This window comes from Synechococcus sp. MIT S9451 (assembly GCF_047304725.1).
Classification (GTDB): Bacteria; Cyanobacteriota; Cyanobacteriia; order PCC-6307; family Cyanobiaceae; genus Synechococcus_C.
The window spans coordinates 1,021,157-1,046,224 of record NZ_CP138971.1 but is presented as its reverse complement, the minus strand read 5'-3'; the positions used below and the strand labels follow the sequence as shown (position 1 = coordinate 1,046,224).

The window sequence follows — 25,068 nt, the reverse complement described above, 5'->3', positions numbered from 1 at the left end:
CTGAGGCATAGCGAAGACATCACTATCACTCCACGCCTCAGCAGCAATAATCAGCGGGAATAACAAGTTCATGCATTTTTTGCATGAACTCAAATGACGCAATTGATACTTCGAGAGAAGATCTCAAGAAAGACTGGACGGATCAAAAACCGAACACAAGACTGGGGGTCATATGAATACAGCCTGATTAAATACTGAAAATTCCATGAGAACTAGAAAGACTCACCAAAATGCATAAAACCTTGAAATCAACTGCTCTCTATTTAGCACTAATTTCATCACCGTTACTTGGCCAACAAAAAGGTCAAGCCCAAGAAATCAACCCAGGAAGCAACAACCTTGGCTACTTCGTAACCGGAGTCAATACTGGAAGCAGAACAAGGCTTGATCTGTACAAAATGAATACTGGTGGTGTAGCAACAAACGTCTACGAAGATATATTCCCGGACAGCAATCTAGGAACATTTAGCGCCTCCGACTATACAGTTAATACCAAAACAGGAAAGATATACTTCCTTGAGGCACCAAGCGGCTCCGCCACTAGACGAGTCAGAATATGGGATATTGAAACAGAAAAATTTGAGGGTTTTACAGACATCCAAGGCCTTCCATCAAGCGGAAGTCCTTTATTCATCGAATACCCAACTAACCTCAATAACCTCGTCAAAAAAACTTGCGTCAGCAATTCAGATTCATGCGAAAACAACGACACAACAAAAGTCACCCTTGGAGCCGATGGAAACAGCTCAATCGCAGTCATTGACGACGAAGGCTTGTCAGTAGGAGGGAAAAGCATTGTACGTCGCAAGCTCAATGCGGCCGGGGAAGAAGAGCTCCACATTGGCGAGAACTCCCTGGTGACCGTTGAATCCAATGGCGTGCAAAAGCTCTACGCCACCGATGCGAATGGCAAGAAGATTCCCATCAACATCACCGAAGGCAGCGACCTTCAGATCAATGGTGTGAGTGTTCAGGGTCAGCTCGACAAGCACACCACTGACATCAACAAAAACAGCAAAGCGATCGACAGCCTTGAGGATGACGTCAATGCTCTCGGGTCTGGCGTTGCTGGCGCTGCAGCCCTCTCCGCCGCTCTATCAGCACTTCCCACCGTCTCTGACGATGCTCCCTTCTCCTGCGGCGTCGGCACTGGTGGATACAGCAGCCGCTACGCCATGGGTGTGGGCTGCGCAGCAAGGCTGAATGAGCGTCTATCTTTCAATGCCGGCGGCTCTGTTCTGTTCGGCGGGGCCAGCAATTACGGCAGTGGAAGCCTCGACACCGTTGCCGGCAGAGCTGGGTTCGTGTTCAAGCTTGGCCAGCTTGCTCCTTCGGGCACAGGTGATAGAAACGCACAGCTGCAATCAAAACTCAAGCAAGTGGAAAACCACAATGCCGAAATGGCGTACCAACTGGAGAGTCTTCAGCAACGCCTGAATCAACTCGAAGCCTTGGCGACTGGACTACAGCAACAAAAAGCTGTTGCCACAACTCTGGTTCCCTGAAGAACAGCAGCCCCTGATTACCAGGCCCTATAAACCAAACGACCCAACAGCTCCCGAATCGCACGGGAGCTGTCATTGAGGGCCTGTGGACTCGGAAACCACTGCGTTGGATCACGCCAAAGAGGGCCGGCCCAAGCAGCGCGGGTGTGAAAGTCAACCGGGAAAGGCACCACGGCAAGGCCCTGACGCTCAAACAAACGTTGCGCCCGGCGCATGTGGAAAGCACTCGTCACCAGCAACACTCTGGGATTGCGCCCATTGCTTTGATGCAGCAACTGACTGATCGCGACGGCTTCTTCCGCGGTGTTAACGACTGGGGGGGTACTGGCCATGGCAGTCGCTGGAATGCCCAATTGCTCTGCTTCCTGGAGATACAATTGCCCCTCAGGCGGCTGCCCCGGTCGATAAGGACTGGCACCACCGGTGAACAGCAAAAGCGGCGCCTTACCCGCCCGGTACAAATCCAACCCTGCCAGGAAGCGATCGGGGTCATTCCATTCGCTCACGCGCGCCGGACCAGGGGCGGGATGACGTCCACCACTCAAAACAACAATTGCATCGGCAGCCTGAGCCTGTGATGCAGTTGAGCGGATCAAAGGAGATTCGAGATAACACCATAAAAGCTGGCTGACAATACCAAGTGAAAAAAACCAAAGAAAAGAAATTGAAATAAAAAAGGGATAGCGCTTTTGCTTAAAGAGACCAAAAAGGTTGAGTAGGAGGCTGAACCCAAGCGGAAGAAAGCAGAGGGGAAGAACCTTGGAGAGAATATAAAGCATTAGGAAAAACAAAAAAGAAAAACAGACCTTAAGAAAAAGACTGCAAATATTTGATTAAAGCCAAGCAGTGAAAAGCAGGCTAGTAAGCAGACGAATCAAGGGGAATTAGGTGTCCACTCAGGGACAAGTTCAGATAGAATTTGAAGAGATTTAGAAACGTCATAATCCGAAAGAGAAGAATAGAGGGAGTCCAGCTTTTGCCATAAAAGTTGAGGAGAAATAGACCGTTCTTTTGCTCTAAAAATTAATGGGTGGCAAGTTGGCTCGGATTTAGCATCAATAAGCAACTCTTCATAAAGCTTTTCACCGGGTCTTATGCCAGTACAGATAATCTCAATGTCCCCATTAGGATTTCTTGAATCACGCAATGTAAGGCCACTGAGTTTAATCATTTGTTCTGCCAAGTCCTTAATTCGAACGGGTTGACCCATATCTAATAGAAAGACATCACCTCCTTGAGCCATTGGAGGCGTTTGAAGCACCAGCTGGGCAGCCTCAGGTATCGTCATGAAATATCTTATAATCTCTGGGTGAGTTAATGTAATAGGACCCCCCGATGCAATCTGGCGACGAAATAAAGGAACAACCGAGCCTGAAGAACCCAATACATTGCCAAAGCGAACCATGGCGAAAATAGTTTGTTGTTTTAAAGGGGTGGATTGAGAAAAGGCTTCTTCTGATGAAGCTTGAACAATTAATTCAGCCAAACGTTTAGAAGCACCCATCACATTAGTAGGGCGAACAGCCTTGTCAGTAGAAATCAGAACAACTTGGCGAACACCAAGAGAAGAACAAGCCAAACATATAGCTCTCGTGGAAAAAACATTATTAAAAATACCAGAGATAGGGTTTACTTGAACAAGGGGAACATGTTTGTACGCAGCTGCATGAAAAACAATATCGACGTTGTTTTGAGAGAATATGGATTTCAAAAAGTTAATATCACAAACGTTTCCAAGAACTGGAATGAGGGTGGTACCAGACGATAGGAGAGGCCTAAGTTCTGAATCGATTGTATAAAGGGATGATTCACTTCGTTCAATCAAGATAAGCTTACTTGGATTATAAAGAAGGATCTGTCTACAAAGTTCAGAACCAATAGAACCACCAGCGCCAGTAACACAGAGTACAGAACCTGTAATAAATGGACCTAAAAGATTAGGATCAGGAGCAACGGAATCTCTTCCAAGTAGATCTTCAATTGCAAGAGGACGGAGAGAATCAATACGAGCTCTCCCAGAGGTTAGATCGTCTACTGAGGGGATTTGAAGAACTGGAATAGACTGAAGTTGGAGGTGATCGACTAATGACCTGCGGCGACTACGCGTGAGTGAAGGTATCGCCAAAAGAACTTGATCTATTTCGTCGACTAGATCCGGAAGAATCTGAGGAGGCTTGATAGGAATACCATTAATAGAGCGATTCCAAAGATGGGGATCATCATCAAGAAAGACAGTAATTTGGTGATTACCGGCTAGACGGAGGGCTGCAGCTAATTGAGCGCCAGCTTCACCAGCACCATAGATAGCAACTCTTAATTGCCTGGAATAACGGATAGAACACAAGCTGAGCAACACATCTCGCATAGCGAAGCGAATTGCTCCTGTGAAACCGGTGAGAAGCAGCCACAAAAGGAGCCAGCTACTTCGAGGAGGCATGGGAAGGCGAAGAAGTACACCTAGTCCGACAAGTAGAAGAACAAGAAGACTATTGCGCCCAGCTAAACGATAGAAGGCTGAACTACCAACGTACCTGGTCAAACCTTTGTATTGACCCGAAAGCGCATATAAGGGAATACCTACTAAAACTGAGGCAGGTAGCAACCAAGTTGCAACTGGGGTAAAACCAGGATGCAAGGGATGAGCCAAACGCAACCAAGCACTTAACCAAACACTAGCTGGTAAAAGTATGGAATCTATACCTATTAAAAGGAAACGTCGTTGTAAAGGACCAAGGTCAATAAGAGAGCGAATAATATAGCGACCAAGACTGGGAAAAAACATTAGGAGGAGTGAACAGGCGGAAAAGGGTAAGCAGAGGTACGATCCAAGAAAAAAGCTAAGAAGATTTCAAGTAAAGCCAGAAGAATGACAAGATGAAAAAAACCAAAGAAGAAGGGTACAGAAAGTATAAGTGTAGCGGAGATATATAAGGTAGCTACAAGCGAATGAGACCAACCAGCCTGATTAAGACGTTGGTATAGATGCAGTCGATGTGCCTGGAAAATAGAATGACCTGCTAAAAAACGCCTAAATAAGCAGGAGAGCGAATCTGCTAGAAGAGGTGTAAGTATGAGAAGGAAAGCTATGGACTCTAAAAGGCCGGTGGAGTTCAAAACATAGGAAGCGAAAAGGGCACCTAGAAATGTACTGCCAGTATCACCCATGAAAACCTTCGCCGGACTCCAATTCCAAATCAAAAAACCAAAAAGAGAACCGACTAAACACCAACTAGTCCAGGGAAGATGGAAATATAGGTTAGCTGTAGCGAAAGCAACAAACATACAGCCAGCCACAAGACCATCAAGGCCATCCATGAAATTTACAAAATTAATAATTGTCGTACATGAAACCAACAATAGCAATAAAAATAAGATCGAATATATGTCATCGAACAAGTAGTCGAAGGGACTATATTTTAATATTGCAACGGAAGTCAAAAATTGAACAATATATCGAAGCGGAGAAGGCAAGTTGATTAAATCATCAATAAAACCTACAGCAGCAAGAGGTAAAAGTAAAGAAATAATAGCAAAAGTAGGAGATGTACCAGTGTGATTTGCAAAAAATAATGACAAAATCACAGGTGGAATGACAAAAGAAATTCCTCCAGCTGTGGGCGTAGCTAAGAGGTGAGAACTTCTATGATTTGGAGTATCTACTACAAAACGACGTAGTATAGGGATAAAATAAAAAAGAAAGGCACAAGAGAAGAAAAGGGACAATAAGAAGACAAGTAAAGACTTAAGAAAGTCCACAGCTACTAGATGATGGGGAAAGGTCTTGGTGAAACTCCAAGAAATTTGTGTGCTGGTGTGAATCCGGAGAGATTACTGCTTATGCGAAGGAAAGATTCGAACAATTTAGAGGAAGCAAAAAGCAAAGGCGAGGCGAAAAAGTAAAACAACCTATTAGGTATTCGAATAAATAGGCAATTTCTCGCAGAATGATTGATGGGAAGAGCTTGTTGAATAGCCTTTAGCATTTCATGGTAAGTGAGCTCGGAATCACCACCAACATTATATATATGACAAGAAGAATTATTAAAAAAATGATCCGAGGATGTCAAGTTATCAGATAAGGAAAGAAATACAGAAGCAAGCTGCGTTGCATGAATAGGTTGACGAAGACCGGTTTGACTCGGGAGAAAAAGAAAGGGTGAAAAACTCATGATTTTAGTCAATTGACTGATATTAGCATCAGAGTAGGGGCCAACAAGGCCATAAATCATACTTGGGCGAACGATGGCATGCTTAATATTATGCTTAGAACATAGTGAGACAACCAAATCCTCATGGTGAACTAACATGGCGGAAAGATGACGATCATAATGACTAAAGGAAAAGCGCTTTGTTATTGCTGAAGTTGAAGAACAAACTACAATAGCCTGAATATGTTTAAAATAGCCAGAAATATGTTCGTCAACATAGGAGAGGAAATTGGAAAAAGCCCATATAGGAGCAAAACTGATCAGGACAGAAAGTTTCCTGGGTAAAATAGAAGTATCAGGATTTGAAAGATCTAGAAATTTAGAATCAGGATAACAAGTCGAATTGTGGCGTGAATATGTAGTGGAAGAAGAAGACGGAAAAGTAGATGAAACTAGTTTGTGAAAAGCATATCCAGATGGAGAAGTAGAGCCAAAGATTTGAAAATGAGTCAAAATAAACTAAGCAGACGTCGGAAATAACGTAAAATGAAAGGAAGCCACCATAAATGTGAGAAGGAAGCAGTATAGGCTTTACGTACTTCGTTGAAGCGACGTTTACTATATTGTGCACTTACACCCCCATCAGAAATATATACAGTAATTAAATTAACAAACTGAATCAAAAAGGGAGCCTGCTGGTCCAGGTCTAAGTTAAGCTTTGATACTCGGAGAAAATAGTCTAAATCTGCTGATAAAGAGAAATCAGGAGAATATCTTAGGAAATTGAAAACACTGTGAACAGAAAAGAATGTAGCTTGATGCGGTGGAGTGTAACCGAATAATAAATAGCGTCGGAAATTAGATAGATCAATAAACTTACGTTTAGAAAAGGAGGTGATTCGACCTGTTTGGGAAGATTTATTGGAGACATATTGACCCTTAGTAAAAATCATATCAGGAAGCACAGAAGATAAGTCTAGTGAGTTAAAAGTATCGAATAAAGAAGTAGAAGAAAAAGCCCAATCGTCTGAACCCCAGAAAAGAATATAATCAGACTTGAATGGTTCACTCATTGATAAGTCAAAACCTTGATTCATGGCCCCAAATATTCCATGGTAATGAGAAGCTTGATTCACCCAATGTATACGAGAATCAGAAGCGCAACATTCATTGAGATAAGCAATATGCTCTGACGAAGACGATCCATCTATAAATAAAAGTTGCCAAGATGTGAATGTTTGTTGTTTAAGCGAAGAAACTAGTCGAGGCAGTAGTTGATAAGAATTGAGTGTTGGTACTATGATTAATAAGTTGATTTGTGAAAAGCCAGGGGGTGCAAAAGACATAGTGAAAGATTAAGTGGAAACAAAATAAGGTTCAATGGGATTCCAGTAATTCAATTAAATAAGCTTATTATGTGGCGGTTTCTCTTGACTGACGTAAGGAATATATGAAAATACAATAAGCAGACAATAAACTCCAAGAGGTTGGTGCACCCAAAGGACATGGTAGGATGATAAGTATGAGGACCAAATAAACAAAAGTGAATAAGTAAGGCAAGGGGATACTTAGTAATTTTAATTTAAAACCATAGACAGGAATAAAGGTAAGAAAAGAAAGCCCAATTAATCCAAAATCTTGAGTAAAATTAGCAAATGAATTGTGGTTGCGAGTTGAATTCCATTGAGAATCACACATAAGATTGAATGTGAGAACTATAGAATCAGTACATTTAGAAAAGAAAGTATAGTAGGAACCAAGACCAAAACCAGTGAAAGGCACTTTTGTGAGAGGGTATAACCCAAGAAAAAGAGAATTGAATCTATCTGCGCCTGATTGGTCTTTAATAAATATGAATCGGAGAAAATTTCCAAAGTCAGAAGTAAGTATGGTAAAAATCTTAAATAAACGTGTACTTTGTGGTAAAAGATTGATAGATAGAATCAATATAACAAGTAATATTAGTGAAGACAGAAGAAGGTAGAGGAAACTAGTGGAAAGCTTTAATCTAAGAATGAAGGATATAATTAAGGGTATGAAAAGAAGAATACATGGCAATAAAAAAGAGATGAGAGAGCTTATGCTTAAACTCAAAGCTACAGATAATAAAGAAAACAGGAATGTATATTGCACTCGTTTAGTAAGGAGGAAAGAAAATAAAAGAGATTGGTAAACTTGGATATTAAATATACGATTGAGATTACAATAAATATTGTGTGATGCGTATAAGTAGAAAGAAGTAACAAAAGAAGCGGAAAGAAGTAATCCTGAATAAGAAGGTTCTGGTAATAGGCCTGAACGGCCTCGATAAACAGTGGTTAAGGTAGCTGAATTTGAGATTTCGTCAGATTTCGATTTAATGATGTCGAATGCGCCAGGAAATAAATAGTCTATACAATATGCCAAGAAAATAACAAGAGGAAGAAAAAGTAAAACATTTTGAATATAGATACGAGGGGAAGATATATTAGTAAAGACACATTTCGAAAAAAGGGAAGAGAAAAATATAAATTGGAGTAATCCTATAAAATACGCAGCTACGATAGAGGTAGAAGATAATAAGGGGACAGTATAAGGACTGATAAGAAGGAGAGAGGATATAAGTAAATAACCAAAGAACACAGAAACGTATATCGTTAGAGATCGATTGAGATGAAGATGATATTTGTAGAAAATTATGGTCCAACTGAGCAAAACAGTGAGCGGCTGAACATAAGAAGAAGTATAAACCAATCCAGGCAAAGATATATAGGGAACAAATATGAGAAATACAAGTAACGAGATCATAGTGATTGTGTAGCAAACTTAACTATATTTGAAAAGAACAAGTAAAGAATACGTAGTAGAAAGGCAAAGTACGACAAAAAGGTAATATGGAGTGGTCGATGTTCTATCGTAGACAGATATCGTTCGCGAAAGACCAAGAATCTATTAATATCAGAAATACCTCCAGAAGATTGACGTGCCAAAGGAAATGATTCGACAGAGGTTAATCCCAAATTGGAACGAAGTACACTGGAGATGATATTAAAATCTGCAGAAAACTTAAAAGAAGAATTAAAAGGCGGGTGTGCTTCGGAAGCAATTAGTATATTTTGATGACCACAAGGCATGAGTTGAATAATAGTTGTGAAAAGAAATATTTGCCTGAAAGAAAGAAACAAGTTAAGTTTGTAAACCCAACGATGAAAAATAGGCTTAAAAAATATTATGTTAGTATTATGGCGTATAGAGTGAACAAGAACCTTATTTAATATGGAGAAATCAGTAATAAGAGAAATATCACCAGAATTAAGAAACCAAATATATTGACCTTTAGAAGATGCTAGACCGTCATTCATTGCTGAATAAACACCGTGAGATGAATCAGCTATATACTGTATATCTGTGTTAGATATCCTTTGACGGAGGGATGTGAAAATACTATCAGGTGCCACTATAAGATATTGCACCCATTCAGGAAGGGGCTGTGGCAAAGATAAGAAGGTAGTGCTTATGTCATCTATATCGAGTCCGATGGTGATTATAGAAAGTAATTTATCGGTTGTCACAGAGCCAAACGCAATTTAAATTCATCCCATGCAGTAGCCGTGGAGAGGGAGCTTTTAACAAGTTTAGCAGCTGATAGTGTAGAACTAGATGATATGTTCTTGATGACAGAAATTAAGCTGTCAATTGGTTGTGATGAATCATAATAATAAGGAGAATCACCTAAAAGTTCACGTGAATAATCAAGATCTGGACAAATGACTGGTTTAGAAAGTTGAGCTGCTTCTAGCAGGGGTAAACCAAGTGATTCAAAGAGTGAAGGGAATAGTAAAACGTCAGAATTTTTGAGTAATTTAGTACATTGAGTTCTTGATAAACGACCCCAGAGGGTGAATGTGGAGAGACTCCTAAAGGGTGCAATATCAGGTGAAATGGTCAAGTGTATATGGATTCGGTAAGAAATAAAGCAGGAGATTAAGTCTTCGTGCAAAAGTAATTCATGGTTCTTGTGTGGTAAATAGGATGCAGGATAGAAGAGCTGTAAAGGTTTATTTCTCATGAGATGTTGTGCAAAAAAGAAAAGCATCTGAGATTAGTAAATTTAGATGTAAAGGCTTTAGCCACATGGTTAGTTTGACAATAGACCATAGGAGAAGAAGATAAAAGTAATCTGAAGACAAAACGTTTGAACCGCCAAAAAATGGATTTACTTTTTAGGAGGTTAAGCTGATGAAAATATAGAACTTGATTGGATGACAAGGCAAAGGGATAGTCATCTAAGACAAGAAGAGAATGTGAAATTAGGTTGATAGGGATGATAAGTTTGAGGAAAAAATGAATTGGATAAAAGCGGAAAAAAGAGGGTAATTCAATGAAATAGTTTTTGGAATCTTTGAGAATACGATCTCGAAATCTGGATTTTCTGAGCTTTTGTGATAATAGAGATCCGCGAGAGCAAACAAAAAGAGTACGTTGAGAATTTGAAGATACTGTATCAAACCATTGATTGGCGATAATAGAAGAACCTTCACCGTTAATACCAAGTGCCCAAACAACAAGACGAAATCTCAGATTAAGTAAAACGTATAAGGGAGAAAACAAAGGTTTAAGGACGAGTTCAAGTAGATAGCGTCTGAAGCCAGCAGCTAATCTAATACCATATAGCAATAAGGCTTCAAAACTGCTTATAGATGGATCAATCAACAAACAAGATAAAACATCATTAGCTGATCTAAAAGGAAAGCGAGTAGAGATACCTCCGAGATAGAAATGGGCAATAGGATAGTTCAATATTTTTATTTGAGGACTAAAATTAGTGATAGCTTTCCAATAAAAAAGATGATCAGCAGAAATAGAATGGTTTAGAGTGAAACGTTGTGAGGTATATATATCCCTTGAAAAAAGCTGTGATTGGGCAACTGTTGGCATACGCCATTTTGAGAAATAATTGAGTGAAGTTGCTCCGACATTGACAAATCGTTTAATGGTATAACAATCAATCTCTATGTAAGGAGCCAGTAATAGCATTGGGGTGTCATCGACTTCTGAAATGGCTCTACATAACTTAGTTAATAAATCGTCAGAAGCGAGAGTATCTCCTCCATTGAGAAAAAGAAGAAACTTACCCTTTGCATAGTCTAGGGCTATATTCATACCATCGTATACAGAAGTGTCTTTAGTAGTTATTAATAGTGCATGTGGGTAAGATATATTTTTGATTTGGGCTAAAATGCAAGGAGAAGAACCCCCATCCTTGATAATCCATTGAATATCAGAATTAAGCTGTGGTATAACAGATTTGGATGTTCTAGCGAAGCCTTGAATATCGTTGTAAGTAACAGTAACAATAGTTATGGTATATGACATAGTTGAAGTTTGTAAAAATGATAGTATTAGCTAAAAAGGGGGGGGACCCTCACTCTAGATATAGTGTTGTTGGACAGTCTAGAGCGAGAGATGAGGGGAGGCAATACATATAAATCGGAAAAAAGGAGTAGAGAAGAAAACTTTTGGAAAAAATCTAGAAAAATAGATAATTAAAACAGCAAAGAATAGAAAGTTGATTAGTACCAACAACTACGTTTAATAGAAAACTTGGTGATAATTTCAGAGAGGATAGAAGATCTTGATATGGTGTTGATTTTACTGAGTTGCTCATAACCTGAGACTATGAGTCGTTTTCTAAGTGAGGTATCTGTGATAAGCAATTTTAAATGGTTGGCCAAAGAATGTGGATCATTGATGTCTATTAAAAGCGCAGCGTTACCTACTTGTTCTGCCATGCCATCAAGGTTGGGGTATAAGATTGGGACACCAAGTTCGAATGCTTCTAGAGGTGGTAAATTGGTAGGCCCAAAATAAGAGGGCATTACTAATGCTAAGGACTGAAGATAATAATATCTTAACTCATCATTTGGAACAAAACCTGCAAAACGTATACGTTTCTGTAAACCAAGTTTCATTGCATATTCAGTGACATGTTGTTGATTTGATTTATCTGAACCAGTAAAAACAGCTGATATTTTTATATTGTGCATGGATTCAAGCAGATGAATGCCATCGATAAGATAAATATGATTTTTATGGGGCCAGAATTGTGCGGGGTAAAAGATATACGGGTGGTCAAGGTTGTGTTTCTGAGTGACATTGACAGACTTGTTGTCATCAGCTGGATTAACAAGAGCGGGCGCTGGTTGAAAAGGTATGACATGTATACGATCTAAATCAATCCCGTAACGTTGGAATAATTTCTGCTTAGTCGAATAAGAATCTGAAATAGTTGCAATTGCACGAGGAATGGTAGAATTTATCAATTGTTCTCTATATTCAAATTCTCGATTAGAATAGACTTCAGGGAACTCGGGGTGATCTCTATGGCAGAGGTCCCATACAGTGAAGATATAACATAGGTTTTCAAGTGTCCTAGCCCAAGGAGAAGGAGAAAGAAAATATACTAAATCTATATTGTGCCTAATAAACTGTGCTTCAAGACAAGAATATTTAGATACGAGTTTAAGTATACGTAAAAGTAATGGTTGCTTGATTGAAGAGCGTATACGAGAATATATTTTATCAAAAAAGGATATATGCAGCATAAAGGGGTTTAGATCATAACTTTGGAGGATAGGTATATTTTCTTTGTGATAGGTAAAATACAGTATTGTGGCCAATTCTGAAGGTATCTTTGATGTGACAAGAGCTGCATTAAGTGCTTGTTGAAAGCCACCTCCGGCGTGAAGGCGCTGATCAAAAAATACAGCTAAGCGGATTTTCATGAATGGTACTTGGATAGAATACTACTCAATTTAGTAGACACTTCAAATATATCAGAATCAGATAGAGTTACTCCGCTGGGTATATAAAAGCCATTGGTTGCTAGTTTTTCAGAAACAGGTAGAGATATATTTTTGAAAAGACCAAGTTTTGTAAATACTGGCTGTAAATGTATGGGATAGAAAAAAGGTCGCGATCCAACATGGAGTTTACGTAATTCTGACATAATATCAGCAACATTTATGGAATAACTATCTCCAAGCACAAGGCCAAATACCCAATAGATATTGTTGGAGTAAGGTGTAGTAGTTGTCGGTAAGCAAATGTCAGGGATAGAGCAGAGTAGATCATAATATAATGAACCAATATGAGCTTTTTGTAGGAGAGTTTGGTCTAACTTTTCTAATTGCGCAATACCAAGCGCAGCCTGAATATTTGTGAGCCGATAATTCCAACCTATTTCCTCATGGATAAATCGAGATTCAGGTTTAAAGCACAGATTTCGCAACGATTGACACCGTGTCGCCAACTGATGATCATTGGTCAAAACCATACCACCCTCACCTGTGGTAATATGTTTATTAGGATAAAATGAAAAAGTACTGATGGTACCAAAAGATCCGCAGGGTTTATCTTTATAAGATCCACCAATTAATTCTGCAGCATCTTCTATAACAGCTAACGAATACTTAGTGGCAAGATTGAGAATTGGATCAATATCAACAGGTAGTCCGTAAATATGGACCATCATAATTGCAACAGTGTTGGAATTGATAGCTGGCTCAATATTTTCAGCTGTGATATTCCAAAGATTTGGATGAACATCTACTGGGACTGGGGTAGCACCAGTACGATAAATAGCGGAAGCACAGGATATAATTGTAAATGATGGAAGAATTACCTCATCACCAGGTCCAATACCTAAAGCTTGTACAGCTATATCCAAAGCTGCAGTTCCACTTGAACAAGCAATACCATAACTTCTATTAACTCTACCGCTCAACAATTCCTCAAATTGAGAAACAAAAGGCCCCTCGGAGGAAATCCATCCAGAATCTAGCGCCTGAAGGACAAGCTCTTTTTCTCTATACCCAATAGAGGGTTCATTAACAGGAATAAAATCGGTCATTTTTTTCTCAAGAGAAAAGTAATACCCCAAGTATCGAATGAGGGAACATTGCGAGTAAGCCATTCCTCTGTTTGGATTATTTCAAAGCCAAAATTAGTAGCTATATACTGGATTTCAGGAATTGAAAAATGCCTCATAGGGTGTACCTCTGTGAAGGTGGAGATTTCATGAGTATGTAAGTTTTCACAAAACATTGTATAATTTACGTCGACACGATTGAGATTGGGGTAAACAGTGGGTTCAGCGATGCGGGTGAATGCAATGTCAGATGTCTGAATTCTTTTAATACGAGTTTCTGGTTGCTGACAAAGCACAGCAGGTGTATACCAGACATCGAACAAAAATAAACCTCCATTATTAAGATGATTGTAAACTGTGTTGAAAGACGAAAGAAGATCATCGTTTGTTACTTGATAACTTATAACGTGAAAAAGTGATAGAATCGCGTCGAAGTTTTTGTTTGTGGTAAAATCGACAATATCACCATATTGACAGGTGAAACCAGAGACTAAGGGACAAGATTCAACCATAGCCTTGCTCCGATCTATGCCATGAACCTTATAACCTAGGGAAGCAAGTTGACGCGCATGTCGTCCAGTACCACAACCAAACTCAAGGATGGTATTACCAGAAATTTTGTTTTGCTGAAGATGCTGATGTACGTAGTTAGACTCAGCAATAGTGTCCTTGTCACTATATAGTAAGTCATAAAATTTGCTACTAAAATGAAAAGGGTTACTCATGACTTAATAACAGCCTCGACGCTAGAAATGCCAGTGAACCTTGTTTTGTCTTTATCACCAGCGTAAGGACCCTGTTTGATCTCTATAATCTGAGTATCCTCGAGCATTTCAAAACCATGACCACCATGAGCTAAAAGAATTATATCCCCGGTAGAAATGATACGACTTTCTAGATAGATTTGTTGGTCAGTATAAAAATCGACGCGAACTGAACCTGATTTAATTAGAAGTACTTCTTTGGTATAAAGAACATTTCGAGAGACAGGGTTGTGTACGTGAGGTGGAATTTTATAGCCTTCAGGTCTACGCATATAGCCGAGTTGTTGAGAAAACTCATCGGGAGTAACAAATTTGATCCCTTGCTCAAATGAAGTCTTACTGCGAAGAATAACTGCTAGGAGCAATTGACCAGAAAAGACCTCATCAATCATACAACAAGAAAAGCAATACGTATCTCGAAATTATAACTGACGATAGGGTGGAGGGGGAAGCACTCAAGGGATGGTGAACAGAACTAATATTACAACTTATGAATTAAATTACGAATGAAACGTTGCAATAATCGGAATATTCGAGTGGGCAATGAGAAAAAGGAGAGGGGAAATTTGCGGAAACGACCGCCGTAGTGGTGGTTGAAAGTGTATGAATCGGCTAATGAGTCTCTTAGGACAAACGAAGGGTGACGAAGAGGAGGAATGTCAGTTGGTAGAGAAGTGTCGATAGACATATTTTGTGTATGCGTGGCGTCTACTCCAAAACCAATGTTTTGGACAAGGTTGAAATTCGGAAGTATCACTAAACCACTATTCGAGAGGCAAGTGAAACACCATTGGTAATCCCATGTGTCCGGTACTCCATGTTTAACCAAAGATTCCCAGATACGTGACCAATATGATCTTTCAACCGATGTTTCGAAAACATTGGTGACGGAGCCAGAAGAACAAAAAGCGTCGTAATTAGTTAAATTGACGTTATAGTTTTTCCAACAACGTCGCCAGGATGCCCAACCCCAACAATGCATATATCGACTAAAGTAATATGTACCATCTCCACGCCAGATACCATTTTGGAAATTACTGCCACTAATACACCAAACGCGAGTGTCGTGGCGGTAGTACTGGAGTAATTCGGAGCAATAAGAATAAAAAGCGGGGTGTGGAACGCAATCATCCTCAAGAATTATACCCTCCTCAACATGATCAAAAAACCAATTTATAGCCGAGCTAACGCCTGTACGACAACCATTGTTAGTTTGAGAATAGAATTTAAAAATACTGCAAGGCCAATCAACAAAGTGATCAATTAGCTCTCGTGTTTTAGATACAAGATTTGATTCACCTAAACGATCAGAATTAGGGCCATCGGAGGCGACATAAAGGTATGTTGGCTTAAGTTCACGAAGAGACTCAAGAACAAGTCTCGTTGTATCAGGTCTTCGCCAGGTAATGAGTAAGATAGGTGTTTTGAATGACATGATAATGAATAGTTAATTAAAAATCAATATTTTTTGGTCCATGATACTGTATGACCTGAAAAAGAACCATGGGAAATTGAGTCTGTAGAACAGTGTAGACATTGGATATCGCTGCCGTAAAGAAGAAATACCAAATTTAAAAGAAAATCATTACCGATGAAACTCCGCAGGAAGGGATGTGAGAATAAAAGACGATGGGTTGATCTAGCAAATGACTTATCGAAAAGGTAGGCGCATGCTGTATTGGATTGCGGTGGGAAGATATGATAAATTGAAAGATTATCTGAGTCAAATATAGGATGGAGAGAAGAATATCTTAGATTGGAAAGATTATAGCCACCAGCAATATCTACAAAAAAGGGTGGCTTAAGGAACTTAAAGATGGTTTGAAGATGCAAAGCGAAAGAGTCTGCAGAAAGAAAATACAGATCATCTTCCAAGATGAGAGAATAGTCGTAATTACAAAAGGATGTGGATTCAATAGCATGATAGTGCTTGGAAGTTACAACCGTTCGTATTAAGATCTTTTGTCGAAATTTACTGTCAGTCAAGTACTTAAAAGATTCTGCAAAAAGAGAAACAAAAAAGATTTTGAAAGCTTTTAGACTAAAACGCGTTGCATGAGAGCAATTCCAAAATAAAGTGAAGAAATTCTCAAAAAGAACTCGGATATAACCTTTGAAATAATTTGAAGTATGAGAAAACTCCTGATTGGAAATTAAACTAAATGAGACTTCTAAGGGAAGATGGGCGCATAGATGATTAAACAAGGATAGGTAATAGTCTACATTTTTATTGTGAGTGATTAGGTATATGTGAAGAGAATCTCGGGTCATAAGGAAGTAAGAATAGAGAATTTAGATGGCAACATAGGCATGCCCATGGAGTATGAATGTGAAAGATCTGAGTCACATAAATAGTTCTTGAGGAAAAGTTCTTGGTCATATTTTAGTTTCTGAAGAAACTCAGATCCATATGTTACTAATTGATAAGCTTCAAGAATCTCGTCCAAAGTAGGGATCAAGAAATGAAGATGTGGATCTAATAAAGTAGGATCGTGGCCTGAAGTATCAGCAATCGAGTTATGCACGAAAAGTTGATCCTTTAAATTCAAGAATGTATTTGTGTGTTTGTTATAGATTAATGTAGGAACATTAATCGCTTGAGAAGAAATACAATTCATAAGTAAATGCCAGGAACCATAATAGACGTAAGGAATTTCCATAGTTGCGAAAATGGATTCACATCCAGAAGCATTAATAAATGCACATTTGGCACGAGAAGATACAAGAAGCTGATCTTTAAAAGAAACAGGACTCAGTAATGAAGGGAAGGCGGATCCGATTGTAAGATCAATGATATTAGTATTATCAGTTTGAGAACTAAGGGATTCAAAGTGAGAACCAATCTGTATGCCCTTGATACCTAATGTAGAAGAGACTAATTCGAAAAGTTTAACTTTGTCTTGAAGGGAATATGGAGTAGGAGTAGCATTACCTGAATATTGCTTAAATTGTATAATAAAATATTGCGATGGCAATAAACTATTTAGAGGTTTGTTTTTAGACAGTGCTGAAGATAAGTTATTACGTCTCTTGATTCGATGATTTATTATTTTTTGGTGATTTGATTCATAAAGATTGTTGAAGTTACGGTTAAAATTACGTAAATCATTATTAGTTCTTGATAGGAAAGGGAACAGGAACAATGATACGAGACTCTTTAAGGATGATCCATTGGAACTAGAAAGAGTGAAGTGGGCAATTGAAACAGGCTTGATGATATCCTGGTTCGAGAAGAAGAGAGGAAATAGTAATAAATATAAGTATTGATTGGTGTAGGATTTTGCTAAAGATTTGTCTTGATAAACTCTGGATACATCTGAGGATAAATGACTGCCGCTAAAAACAACTACATTTTGGTGGGGTGAGATATCATTTCCTAGAATTAAAGAAATCTCTAATAAATCTAATTCCCAAAGAACATGACCAACAGAGGAAGGTATGAAAAAGTAAAAGAATTTAATTTGAAATCTACGGAGAAAATATGCAAGGGGAATATAGACAGGGAAGAACAGTAAAAATAAGATTCGCCAGTATATAGGTAAGATAGGACAGCCTGCGAGCCCTTGCTTGAAATAGAAGAGAGATAAGAACCGACGTAGAGTACTATTTGTTACAAGTATATGTTTTAAAGTTTTAGTGAGAGAATGTATCATTACAATTTAAAGTTTGGGGCTGTAAAGTGGGTAATTAAGGATTAGTTATAGATGTGAAAGAGAGAAAACCCGTTAGTAAATAGAGATTAGATGGAGGAATTAAAAAATGAAAATATGTTAGGAAATCCCAACTCTCTTGAGCGTGATATAAGAGCTCGAGTGGAATCAACAGCACCTATTACAAAACTAGAGGGACTAGAAGGAGAAACTGAATGAGTTGATAAAGGTAAGATAGGAAGATTTAAATTTGGTAGATATTTACCTATTCTATCAGGATTATCATCTAATATAGAATTAAACTGAATGGTATTTTTTACATGATAATTGAGAATAGGTAACATCTGCGCTGCACCTAAGTAAGTAACATCTGATTTGTCAGGCAAAGAATTTTCTACGGACTTGATAGAGTTTTGAAAATATTTATATGATTCAATAATATTTGATTCATTATGCTTGATGGAATTATTTCTGATTTGATCAGAGGATGGGCTGGTTTTTTGTAAATCGAAGATTACTGTACCACCCCAGTATGTATAATTATATGTGATATTTAAAAGTGAGCAATTGAGCTGACTCGCTAGCTCTTGGATGGAAGATTCAGAAATATATTGCACATGTTGATGGAATACTTGATCAAATCGGGTTAAACGTATAAGTGTATCAAAGCTAGGCATTTCTATAATAATTCTTCCATCAGGTGCGGTTCTATTGACAAGTAAAGCTAGAGATGATTTTAAATCGACAACATGTTCGAAAGTATGAGCGCTAATAACAAGTGTCGGCTGGATATCTGGTATGTTCTTGTCAATGTCTTCAACGAAAGATCCATATACATTAAGGTGCCTATACGAAGGTGATTGATCTATCCATATAGGGTCAAAACCAAAGTATTGAGGCAAACTATCGTAATCATATAAGCGTTGAAGTAAGTAACAATCATTACATCCAGCCTCTAAGATAATATCTGAAGCAGAAAGGTTGACCGAATTAGTTATATAATTAAAAAGGAACTCATTGCCATTCCTGGATAGTGGAGAGTGGGAAGTGCGATGAGTATATGAGTCATCATAAACAATCGAAGGATCAATAACATTAGAAAGCTGACAATGTCCACAACTTGGACAATAACTGAGACCCTGATCAAACGTTGGCGATTCTAAAGCTAATGACAATGTGGGATAATAGAGACCTGTGAGAGGTAAATTTGGAAGATCAAGAACTTGCTTAACAGAAGAGCCGCAGACATTACAGTGTGAGATTGATTTTAACATAGTCAAAATGAAAGGGTAGTAAAAGAGTAGTGACCAGCGTATTTAGCCTTGCTCATTATTTCGAACCATTCATGCTTGGTAAGAATTGATTGAGAGGTAATATTCCAAGAATCTATCATTCGTTTTTCCGATTCGCTATTCCATGTCAGAAGATTGATATAAGAAGACTTAACGGATAGTCGGGATATAGAAGCTAGTACTGGCACAAGTAAGTCAGCAGGAAGTTCAGATATTGTATTAATAGCAAGTATATAATCATATTGGCACGAACAATCAAGAATTGAACTGATACATTTATTAATTAGCTTTGCATTTAATGGAGGGTGTTTATTATCAAGGGCATAAGTTGAAATATCAAGTCCTGTCAGTTGTACTTCAGGGATTAAAGTTTGGAGGTCATACAAAAGAAAACCTTTGGCACATCCAAGTTCCAAAATAGAATCTTGGTTGTTAATGCAAAAATAATCCTTAATATCGACAGCAACTTGAGTCCAAAACCTAGGATGGTAATAGTAACCACCATAACCATATAGTCTATTGCCATCAAAATACTCTTTCTCGTATAGACGTGCTTCACGAATCATTTTTTCTCTAATGACTATATCAGAAACGGAAAGAAGTGACTCTGATTGGAGGGTTGAAATTCTTGTAGAACGAGAAGATGTGGATTGAGGATAAGATAAGAGAAGATCTTTTTCAATGGCTTGAATTAATTTAAAATCAGATTGAAAAATATTAAGTTCGTTTTGGATGGATGAATTGAGAGGAGGGTCCATCAGCGTTAGGGGATTAGGTGAGTATTGACCATTGGTTTGTTTAAAACTTTGTCTTGGTTGAATCTCTTGATTTGGATCTGTTGGTATTTCGATAATATAAGGAGCTTCAAAATTATGTGAGGTTAGAAAAGATCTGAATTCTTGTAGTGAATCTACTTTTGAATATTGGATGGAGAAAGCTTCTGAGATGGATTTAATATCAAGAAGGTGAACATCAGGTGGTTTTGACCCAACATGACGTGAATCTAGGAACTGAGTTTGTGTTGATCGGATAGAAAGATAGGCATTATTAGAAAAGATTATGTAAAGTATAGGTAGGTTTTTATCATGAACAGCTTGTAGCTCTTGAACATTAAAAGGGAAGCTACCATCACCGCAGAATAGAACAACTGGAAGACCACTACGAGAAACTCCAAGGGCCTCAGGGAGTCCTGAACCCATTGAGCAGAGGCCAGTGGAAAGGATAAGCCTCCGTTTGGGGCTTGGCATAAGGCACTGAAAGGAGGAGTAGACGGAAGTTCCACCACCGTCTACAACAAACACCAAATCCTCAGGGCCATATTCATTAAACGAACGGAATATGTTGAATGGATGAACAAACTTAGAGGGAGGGGGGGCCTCATTGTACGACAAATGCTTACACTTATTGGAAAACTCTAACCATTTGAGGGATACAGAAAAATTATTGGATAAACCAACAAGGGACTGGAAGATTTGGGTAGCTGGAGCTTCAATATTGTAGTGAAAGAAATTAAATGTATGCGAAAAATCCTTAGGGTCGATATTAACATTGACTCTTATAGCATTAGGGGCAAAGTTACTGATTATCGTAGAGGTTACTGAATTAGAAACAGAAGAGCCTACGCAAATGAGAAGATCAGTATTCCCTACTAATAAATTTGCACCTCTCTGACCACTCATCCCGATATGACCCATATGCAAAGGGTGTTTAGTATCTACAAGATCATATCCAAGCCAAGTAGTTACAAACGGTATACCAATCGATGAAATGATAGAAGATAGATTGGGAATGACAGGATTACGACACCCACCACCCATTAGGAGTAAAGGACGACGGGATTTCTTAAATAGAGAAGGTAAGATATTATTGAAAAAATTAGCAGATATTAGTGGTGGAGATGGAAGTGATGGTGGTGGTGGTGCAAGAAGATGCTCATCATTCATTTCACTCCAAAGTACATCGACGCAAATATCTAACCAAATAGGTCCGGGTCTTCCGGTGTAAGCGTTATGAATATGGGCATCAAAAGAATCTACAAGTTGACGAATAGATGTAATTTGTTCGCAAGATTTGGTCATAGAACTGACCATCGATACTATATCAACTTCCTGGGTACCAACTTGTCTTAATGGTCTGCTAGATATAATATTATTCGATCTGGCCTGCCCACTGATAAAGATCATAGGTATCGAGTCAAGCCAAGCAGCTGCAAGACCTGTCAGAGCATTTGTAGCTCCAGGTCCAGTCGTAACAATACAGGCAGATAGAGTTGAGGAAAATTTAGAAAATGCCTCTGCTGCAAAAGAGGCGGATTGCTCATGGTTGAAGTAACTTACATTTACGGAAGGATTAATCTCAGCCGCATCAAATAAATGTACAACAGCACCTCCAGTTACGCCAAATACTTCTGTACACCCAAAACTATTAAGGCGTGAAATGATCCAATCAGCACAGCGCATCAATCTTCTACCCTTTGGAAATAGTGGCGAGCCTGTCCTCCTTCAACAGGAATAACAGAACCTACACAGAAACTGGCTAAGTCAGAACATAACAAAGCAACAATTGGACTGATTTCTTCAGGCAAACCAAATCGCTTCAAAGTGGTTCTCTCCGATAAGTACTTCTCGGCATGCTCAGGTCTGGTTTTCATAACATTCTGCCAATGACCGTTTTCGGTAATGACAACACCTGGTAAGACTGAAGACATTACAACATTATTAGATTCTAAGGCTAGAACACGAGCCATAGAACGTGAGTAAGCTGTGAAAGCTGCTTTGAAGGTGCAATATGGAACGGGTCCTGAATTCTCATACGCAGCACCAGCTGTGATATTAACGATACGTCCCCAATGATTACTTGACATATTAGGAATAAATGCATTATTTAAGCGAATGGCAACACCCATGATGAGGTCGAAAAGACGATGCCAATCTTCAATAGGGCAATAAGGATCAGTAATCCCAAGAGTATCGCCAATGTTGTTAACTAAAATATCTATAGAAGTTTTAGAAAGAAGATCTTTTGCTAGCTGCTCAGGAACACCATCTTCACAGAGATCTATTTTTAAAGGGAAATATTTAGAAGAAATAGGCTTAAGTTGCTGGCTAGCATGTTCTAGGCGCTCTGACGAACGACTCGTAAAATACACATTACAATCGTTGTCTAATAATTCTTTTACGATTGCAAGACCTATGCCGGAAGCCCCACCTGTGACAAGCGCAGTTTTTCCGGAAATTCTGAGATCCATACAAGTTATAGTTTGAATTGTCTTTTAGATTCTAGCATACGGGTTACATCGGAACCTAGAGATAAAAAATCAAAATTCTGTGAGAATAGAGGATATTCAGATTCAGATAAACAGACAGTTCCGACCTTCAAGCCAACGGAACGGAACTCCTGACTTAAGTCAATAAGCATAGAAATATATAGAGTAGAATCTATTGCACAATCAAGGGATCGTGAAAGATCATAGCGACCTATGAAAATAGAATCTACAGCATCTATCTTTTTGAACATGTCACGGTTATCGAAAGAAAGCTTTGATTCGAGTTGTAAACATAACTTAGTTGTGTTGAAATTGGATTGTTGAGAAACAATGGAGGAATATGAATAAGGGGAAAACCCTCTGCTGCCTTGAGGAGGCAAGGTATAATTATCTAATATATCTGACAATTGAGATGGAGATGAAACATCAGGTATCATTATTAAATCAGGGTTCAACTCAATAGAGTGGAGGATATGAGACTTTGTCTGACATGACAATCGTAAACAGATAGACTTACCATGAGAACGCGCAATATCTATACAGGAAGCTATATCAGGATATAGAAAATTAGAATGTTCTAAGTCAAAAAGAAAAAGGTCGTATTCAGAGGATGTACAAAGATACCTGAACATCTGAGGCTGAGAAGCTAAGATCCAAAGAGAATTAAGCATTGTTGTACTTTAAGGACTGAGCTATTTCAACAATAAGGTCTTCTTGTCCTGCTACAAGCTTATTATGACCACAGAGTTTAAATAACTCAACTGGACAAACGGAATACTGATCTGCTATACGAAGAATATGAGAAACAAACCCGGAGAAAACACCATTAACACCGCTTATAACATTCATCTCATTCGACTGAGGGAAAACAATTAAGCCAGAATCAATGAATTGTTGCATTATACTCAAATATTTTTGCCATTCAAGTTTCGAATTAGGGTTGATCTTGGATAATATCGCAAAAAAATGAGGAAGAGATAAGTTACCAGCTCCAGCACCAAAGCCAGCCAGTGATCCATCAATAAAAGTAGCTCCTGATTGAAGTGCTACAAGCGAATTAGCTGAAGCTAGTGTAAGGTTATTATGTGCATGAAAACCTGATTGAATTGATAGTAAATCATGGAACTCATAAAGAATATTTTTGACATCAATAGGAGTAAAAGTACCTGCTGAATCATAGAAGACGACACCTGAGGCTCCGTATGCCTCCATTTTCTGAGCTTGCTTTGCTAATTCGTTAGGTTCAATCATGTGGGACATCATTAAGGCTCCCCATACCTCTATATCCATAGCAACGAGCTTTTCAATCATAGTTTGAGTGATATCAGCTTCTGTACAGTGGGAAGCAACTCTGACATAAGAAACACCCTCTTGTATGGCTGGATAGACATCTTCAACAAATGTTGCAATACCCGGTATAACATGAACACCTATTTTTGAAGATTTGACAACTGAACGGGCTGCTTTTACGAGTTCTAAATCATGGAACTTAGAGATACCAATTTGAAGAGAACTTGCTCCTAAACCGTTTCCATGACCTATTTCAATAACATCTACATGTACTGAGTCAAGTAAAGAAGCAATATCAGCTACCTGTTGGGGCGAATAAGAGTGCTTATTGTAATGACTGCCGTCCCTTAGTGTGTTATCTAGAAAACGCATCAGAAAAAATTGGAGGAGATTTGCTCACAAAGCTCAACACAAGAGGAATTGATGATATCAAGATTACCAGCGTAAGTAGGTAAGTAATCACCAGCACCAGAGACCTGTAGCATTGTAACCAAACGCCCATCATTCATAAATACTGGAGGGACCTTGATGGAATAACCGGGACAATAGGCTTGTACTAGATTCTGGGTTTGATATGCCACTGATTTAATCTTATCAAGCTCATACTTCATTTCTCCTACCATACTTAGGGTTGTCTTCATTGTAACAGGTGGATTGGCAGGGTTGATGTTCAAAATAACCTTTACCTCAGGGCATGGTAATAGAGATTTGATGGCGCTTTGTGTTGTGTGGATATATTCATCAATATTTAGACGTGTACCGGGACCCACAGCCAGGGAAGCCATAGAAGAGACAACCTCAATATATTCAACATGAGTGAAGCATGAGGAAAGTTCGTAAAGAAGAGGGAGAGCTGTTTGACCTCCACAACTGACCAAACTAATGCTAGTGCCTTTGGGTGGAATATTAGGTGAGGCAAGAGGTGAATATATACTTCCGATACCACTAGGGGTTAAATCAACAATAAATGGATTAAAAGGCTGAAGCAATTTTAAATGATTTGAATGAAATTCTGCAGTCGTTGCATCTATAAAGATAGAAGTATCATGAACATGATCTAAATACTCGGATAAGCCAGCTCCATAATATGGAACATTATATTGTGTGGAGAATTTTTCACTGCTAGTCCCGTAATTTCGCCCTATAAGACCAATTAAATTAACTTTAGGTGATCTAAGTAGTTTAATTAGTAGATCACGTCCAATTTTGCCAGGACCAATTACAACTACGGTCGGAAGTGACATA

The 25,068-nt window shown here is 38.7% G+C and carries 20 protein-coding genes; 1 reads left to right on the top strand and 19 read right to left on the bottom strand.

Features of this window, described 5'->3' with window-relative positions; genetic code table 11:
• Window positions 1-230: 230 nt before the first annotated feature.
• Window positions 231-1,505 (top strand): YadA-like family protein, encoded by a 1,275-nt coding sequence (locus tag SIB72_RS05320; RefSeq protein WP_413744871.1) that lies wholly within the window; start codon window positions 231-233, stop codon window positions 1,503-1,505.
• A gap of 17 nt (window positions 1,506-1,522) precedes the next feature.
• Here SIB72_RS05320 and SIB72_RS05315 read toward each other — a convergent pair whose 3' ends face one another.
• The 19 genes from SIB72_RS05315 to SIB72_RS05225 form a co-directional block, all read right to left on the bottom strand.
• Window positions 1,523-2,101, bottom strand: a complete 579-nt coding sequence (locus SIB72_RS05315; protein ID WP_413744870.1) for a YdcF family protein — start codon at window positions 2,099-2,101, stop codon at window positions 1,523-1,525.
• Between the two features lie 278 nt (window positions 2,102-2,379).
• Window positions 2,380-4,287 carry a polysaccharide biosynthesis protein gene (locus SIB72_RS05310; protein ID WP_413744869.1) on the bottom strand — a complete coding sequence of 636 codons (1,908 nt, stop codon included), beginning with the start codon at window positions 4,285-4,287 and terminating at the stop codon, window positions 2,380-2,382.
• Window positions 4,287-5,228, bottom strand: coding sequence for an MraY family glycosyltransferase (locus SIB72_RS05305; protein WP_413744868.1), 942 nt, complete (start codon window positions 5,226-5,228; stop codon window positions 4,287-4,289). The genes SIB72_RS05310 and SIB72_RS05305 overlap by 1 nt, the downstream gene beginning before the upstream one ends.
• A gap of 38 nt (window positions 5,229-5,266) precedes the next feature.
• The gene (locus SIB72_RS05300) at window positions 5,267-6,166 is read right to left on the bottom strand and encodes a hypothetical protein (RefSeq protein WP_413744867.1); all 900 of its coding nucleotides are present in this window, start codon (window positions 6,164-6,166) and stop codon (window positions 5,267-5,269) included.
• Window positions 6,163-6,999 carry a glycosyltransferase gene (locus SIB72_RS05295; protein WP_413744866.1) on the bottom strand — a complete coding sequence of 279 codons (837 nt, stop codon included), beginning with the start codon at window positions 6,997-6,999 and terminating at the stop codon, window positions 6,163-6,165. The genes SIB72_RS05300 and SIB72_RS05295 overlap by 4 nt, the downstream gene beginning before the upstream one ends.
• A 1,437-nt stretch (window positions 7,000-8,436) precedes the next feature.
• A complete protein-coding gene (locus SIB72_RS05290; RefSeq protein WP_413744865.1) occupies window positions 8,437-9,204 on the bottom strand; it encodes a hypothetical protein in 768 nt (255 codons plus the stop codon).
• Window positions 9,201-9,581 (bottom strand): glycosyltransferase, encoded by a 381-nt coding sequence (locus tag SIB72_RS05285; RefSeq protein WP_413744864.1) that lies wholly within the window; start codon window positions 9,579-9,581, stop codon window positions 9,201-9,203. Before SIB72_RS05285 ends, SIB72_RS05290 begins: the two co-directional genes overlap by 4 nt.
• Window positions 9,582-9,697: 116 nt before the next feature.
• Window positions 9,698-11,008 carry a glycosyltransferase gene (locus SIB72_RS05280; protein ID WP_413744863.1) on the bottom strand — a complete coding sequence of 437 codons (1,311 nt, stop codon included), beginning with the start codon at window positions 11,006-11,008 and terminating at the stop codon, window positions 9,698-9,700.
• 197 nt (window positions 11,009-11,205) lie between these two features.
• On the bottom strand, window positions 11,206-12,417 hold the full coding sequence (locus SIB72_RS05275; protein WP_413744862.1) for a glycosyltransferase family 4 protein: 1,212 nt from the start codon (window positions 12,415-12,417) through the stop codon (window positions 11,206-11,208).
• Window positions 12,414-13,574: a DegT/DnrJ/EryC1/StrS family aminotransferase gene (locus SIB72_RS05270; protein ID WP_413744861.1), complete on the bottom strand. Its 1,161-nt coding sequence runs from the start codon at window positions 13,572-13,574 to the stop codon at window positions 12,414-12,416. Before SIB72_RS05270 ends, SIB72_RS05275 begins: the two co-directional genes overlap by 4 nt.
• Window positions 13,541-14,287 (bottom strand): class I SAM-dependent DNA methyltransferase, encoded by a 747-nt coding sequence (locus SIB72_RS05265; RefSeq protein WP_413744860.1) that lies wholly within the window; start codon window positions 14,285-14,287, stop codon window positions 13,541-13,543. Before SIB72_RS05265 ends, SIB72_RS05270 begins: the two co-directional genes overlap by 34 nt.
• Window positions 14,284-14,718 carry a hypothetical protein gene (locus SIB72_RS05260; protein WP_413744859.1) on the bottom strand — a complete coding sequence of 145 codons (435 nt, stop codon included), beginning with the start codon at window positions 14,716-14,718 and terminating at the stop codon, window positions 14,284-14,286. Before SIB72_RS05260 ends, SIB72_RS05265 begins: the two co-directional genes overlap by 4 nt.
• Window positions 14,719-16,593: 1,875 nt before the next feature.
• Window positions 16,594-17,469, bottom strand: coding sequence for a hypothetical protein (locus tag SIB72_RS05255; RefSeq protein WP_413744858.1), 876 nt, complete (start codon window positions 17,467-17,469; stop codon window positions 16,594-16,596).
• Window positions 17,470-18,065: 596 nt separating this feature from the next.
• Window positions 18,066-19,250 carry a class I SAM-dependent methyltransferase gene (locus tag SIB72_RS05250; protein ID WP_413744857.1) on the bottom strand — a complete coding sequence of 395 codons (1,185 nt, stop codon included), beginning with the start codon at window positions 19,248-19,250 and terminating at the stop codon, window positions 18,066-18,068.
• Between the two features lie 2 nt (window positions 19,251-19,252).
• Window positions 19,253-21,727, bottom strand: a complete 2,475-nt coding sequence (locus SIB72_RS05245; protein ID WP_413744856.1) for a thiamine pyrophosphate-binding protein — start codon at window positions 21,725-21,727, stop codon at window positions 19,253-19,255.
• Complete coding sequence (locus tag SIB72_RS05240) at window positions 21,727-22,515, bottom strand: SDR family NAD(P)-dependent oxidoreductase (RefSeq protein WP_413744855.1); 789 nt, start codon at window positions 22,513-22,515, stop codon at window positions 21,727-21,729. The genes SIB72_RS05245 and SIB72_RS05240 overlap by 1 nt, the downstream gene beginning before the upstream one ends.
• A 5-nt stretch (window positions 22,516-22,520) precedes the next feature.
• Complete coding sequence (locus tag SIB72_RS05235; protein ID WP_413744854.1) at window positions 22,521-23,204, bottom strand: aldolase/citrate lyase family protein; 684 nt, start codon at window positions 23,202-23,204, stop codon at window positions 22,521-22,523.
• Window positions 23,197-24,195, bottom strand: a complete 999-nt coding sequence (gene dmpG / locus SIB72_RS05230) for a 4-hydroxy-2-oxovalerate aldolase (protein ID WP_413744853.1) — start codon at window positions 24,193-24,195, stop codon at window positions 23,197-23,199. The genes SIB72_RS05235 and dmpG overlap by 8 nt, the downstream gene beginning before the upstream one ends.
• Complete coding sequence (locus SIB72_RS05225; protein WP_413744852.1) at window positions 24,195-25,067, bottom strand: hypothetical protein; 873 nt, start codon at window positions 25,065-25,067, stop codon at window positions 24,195-24,197. The genes dmpG and SIB72_RS05225 overlap by 1 nt, the downstream gene beginning before the upstream one ends.
• Window position 25,068: the final 1 nt, after the last annotated feature.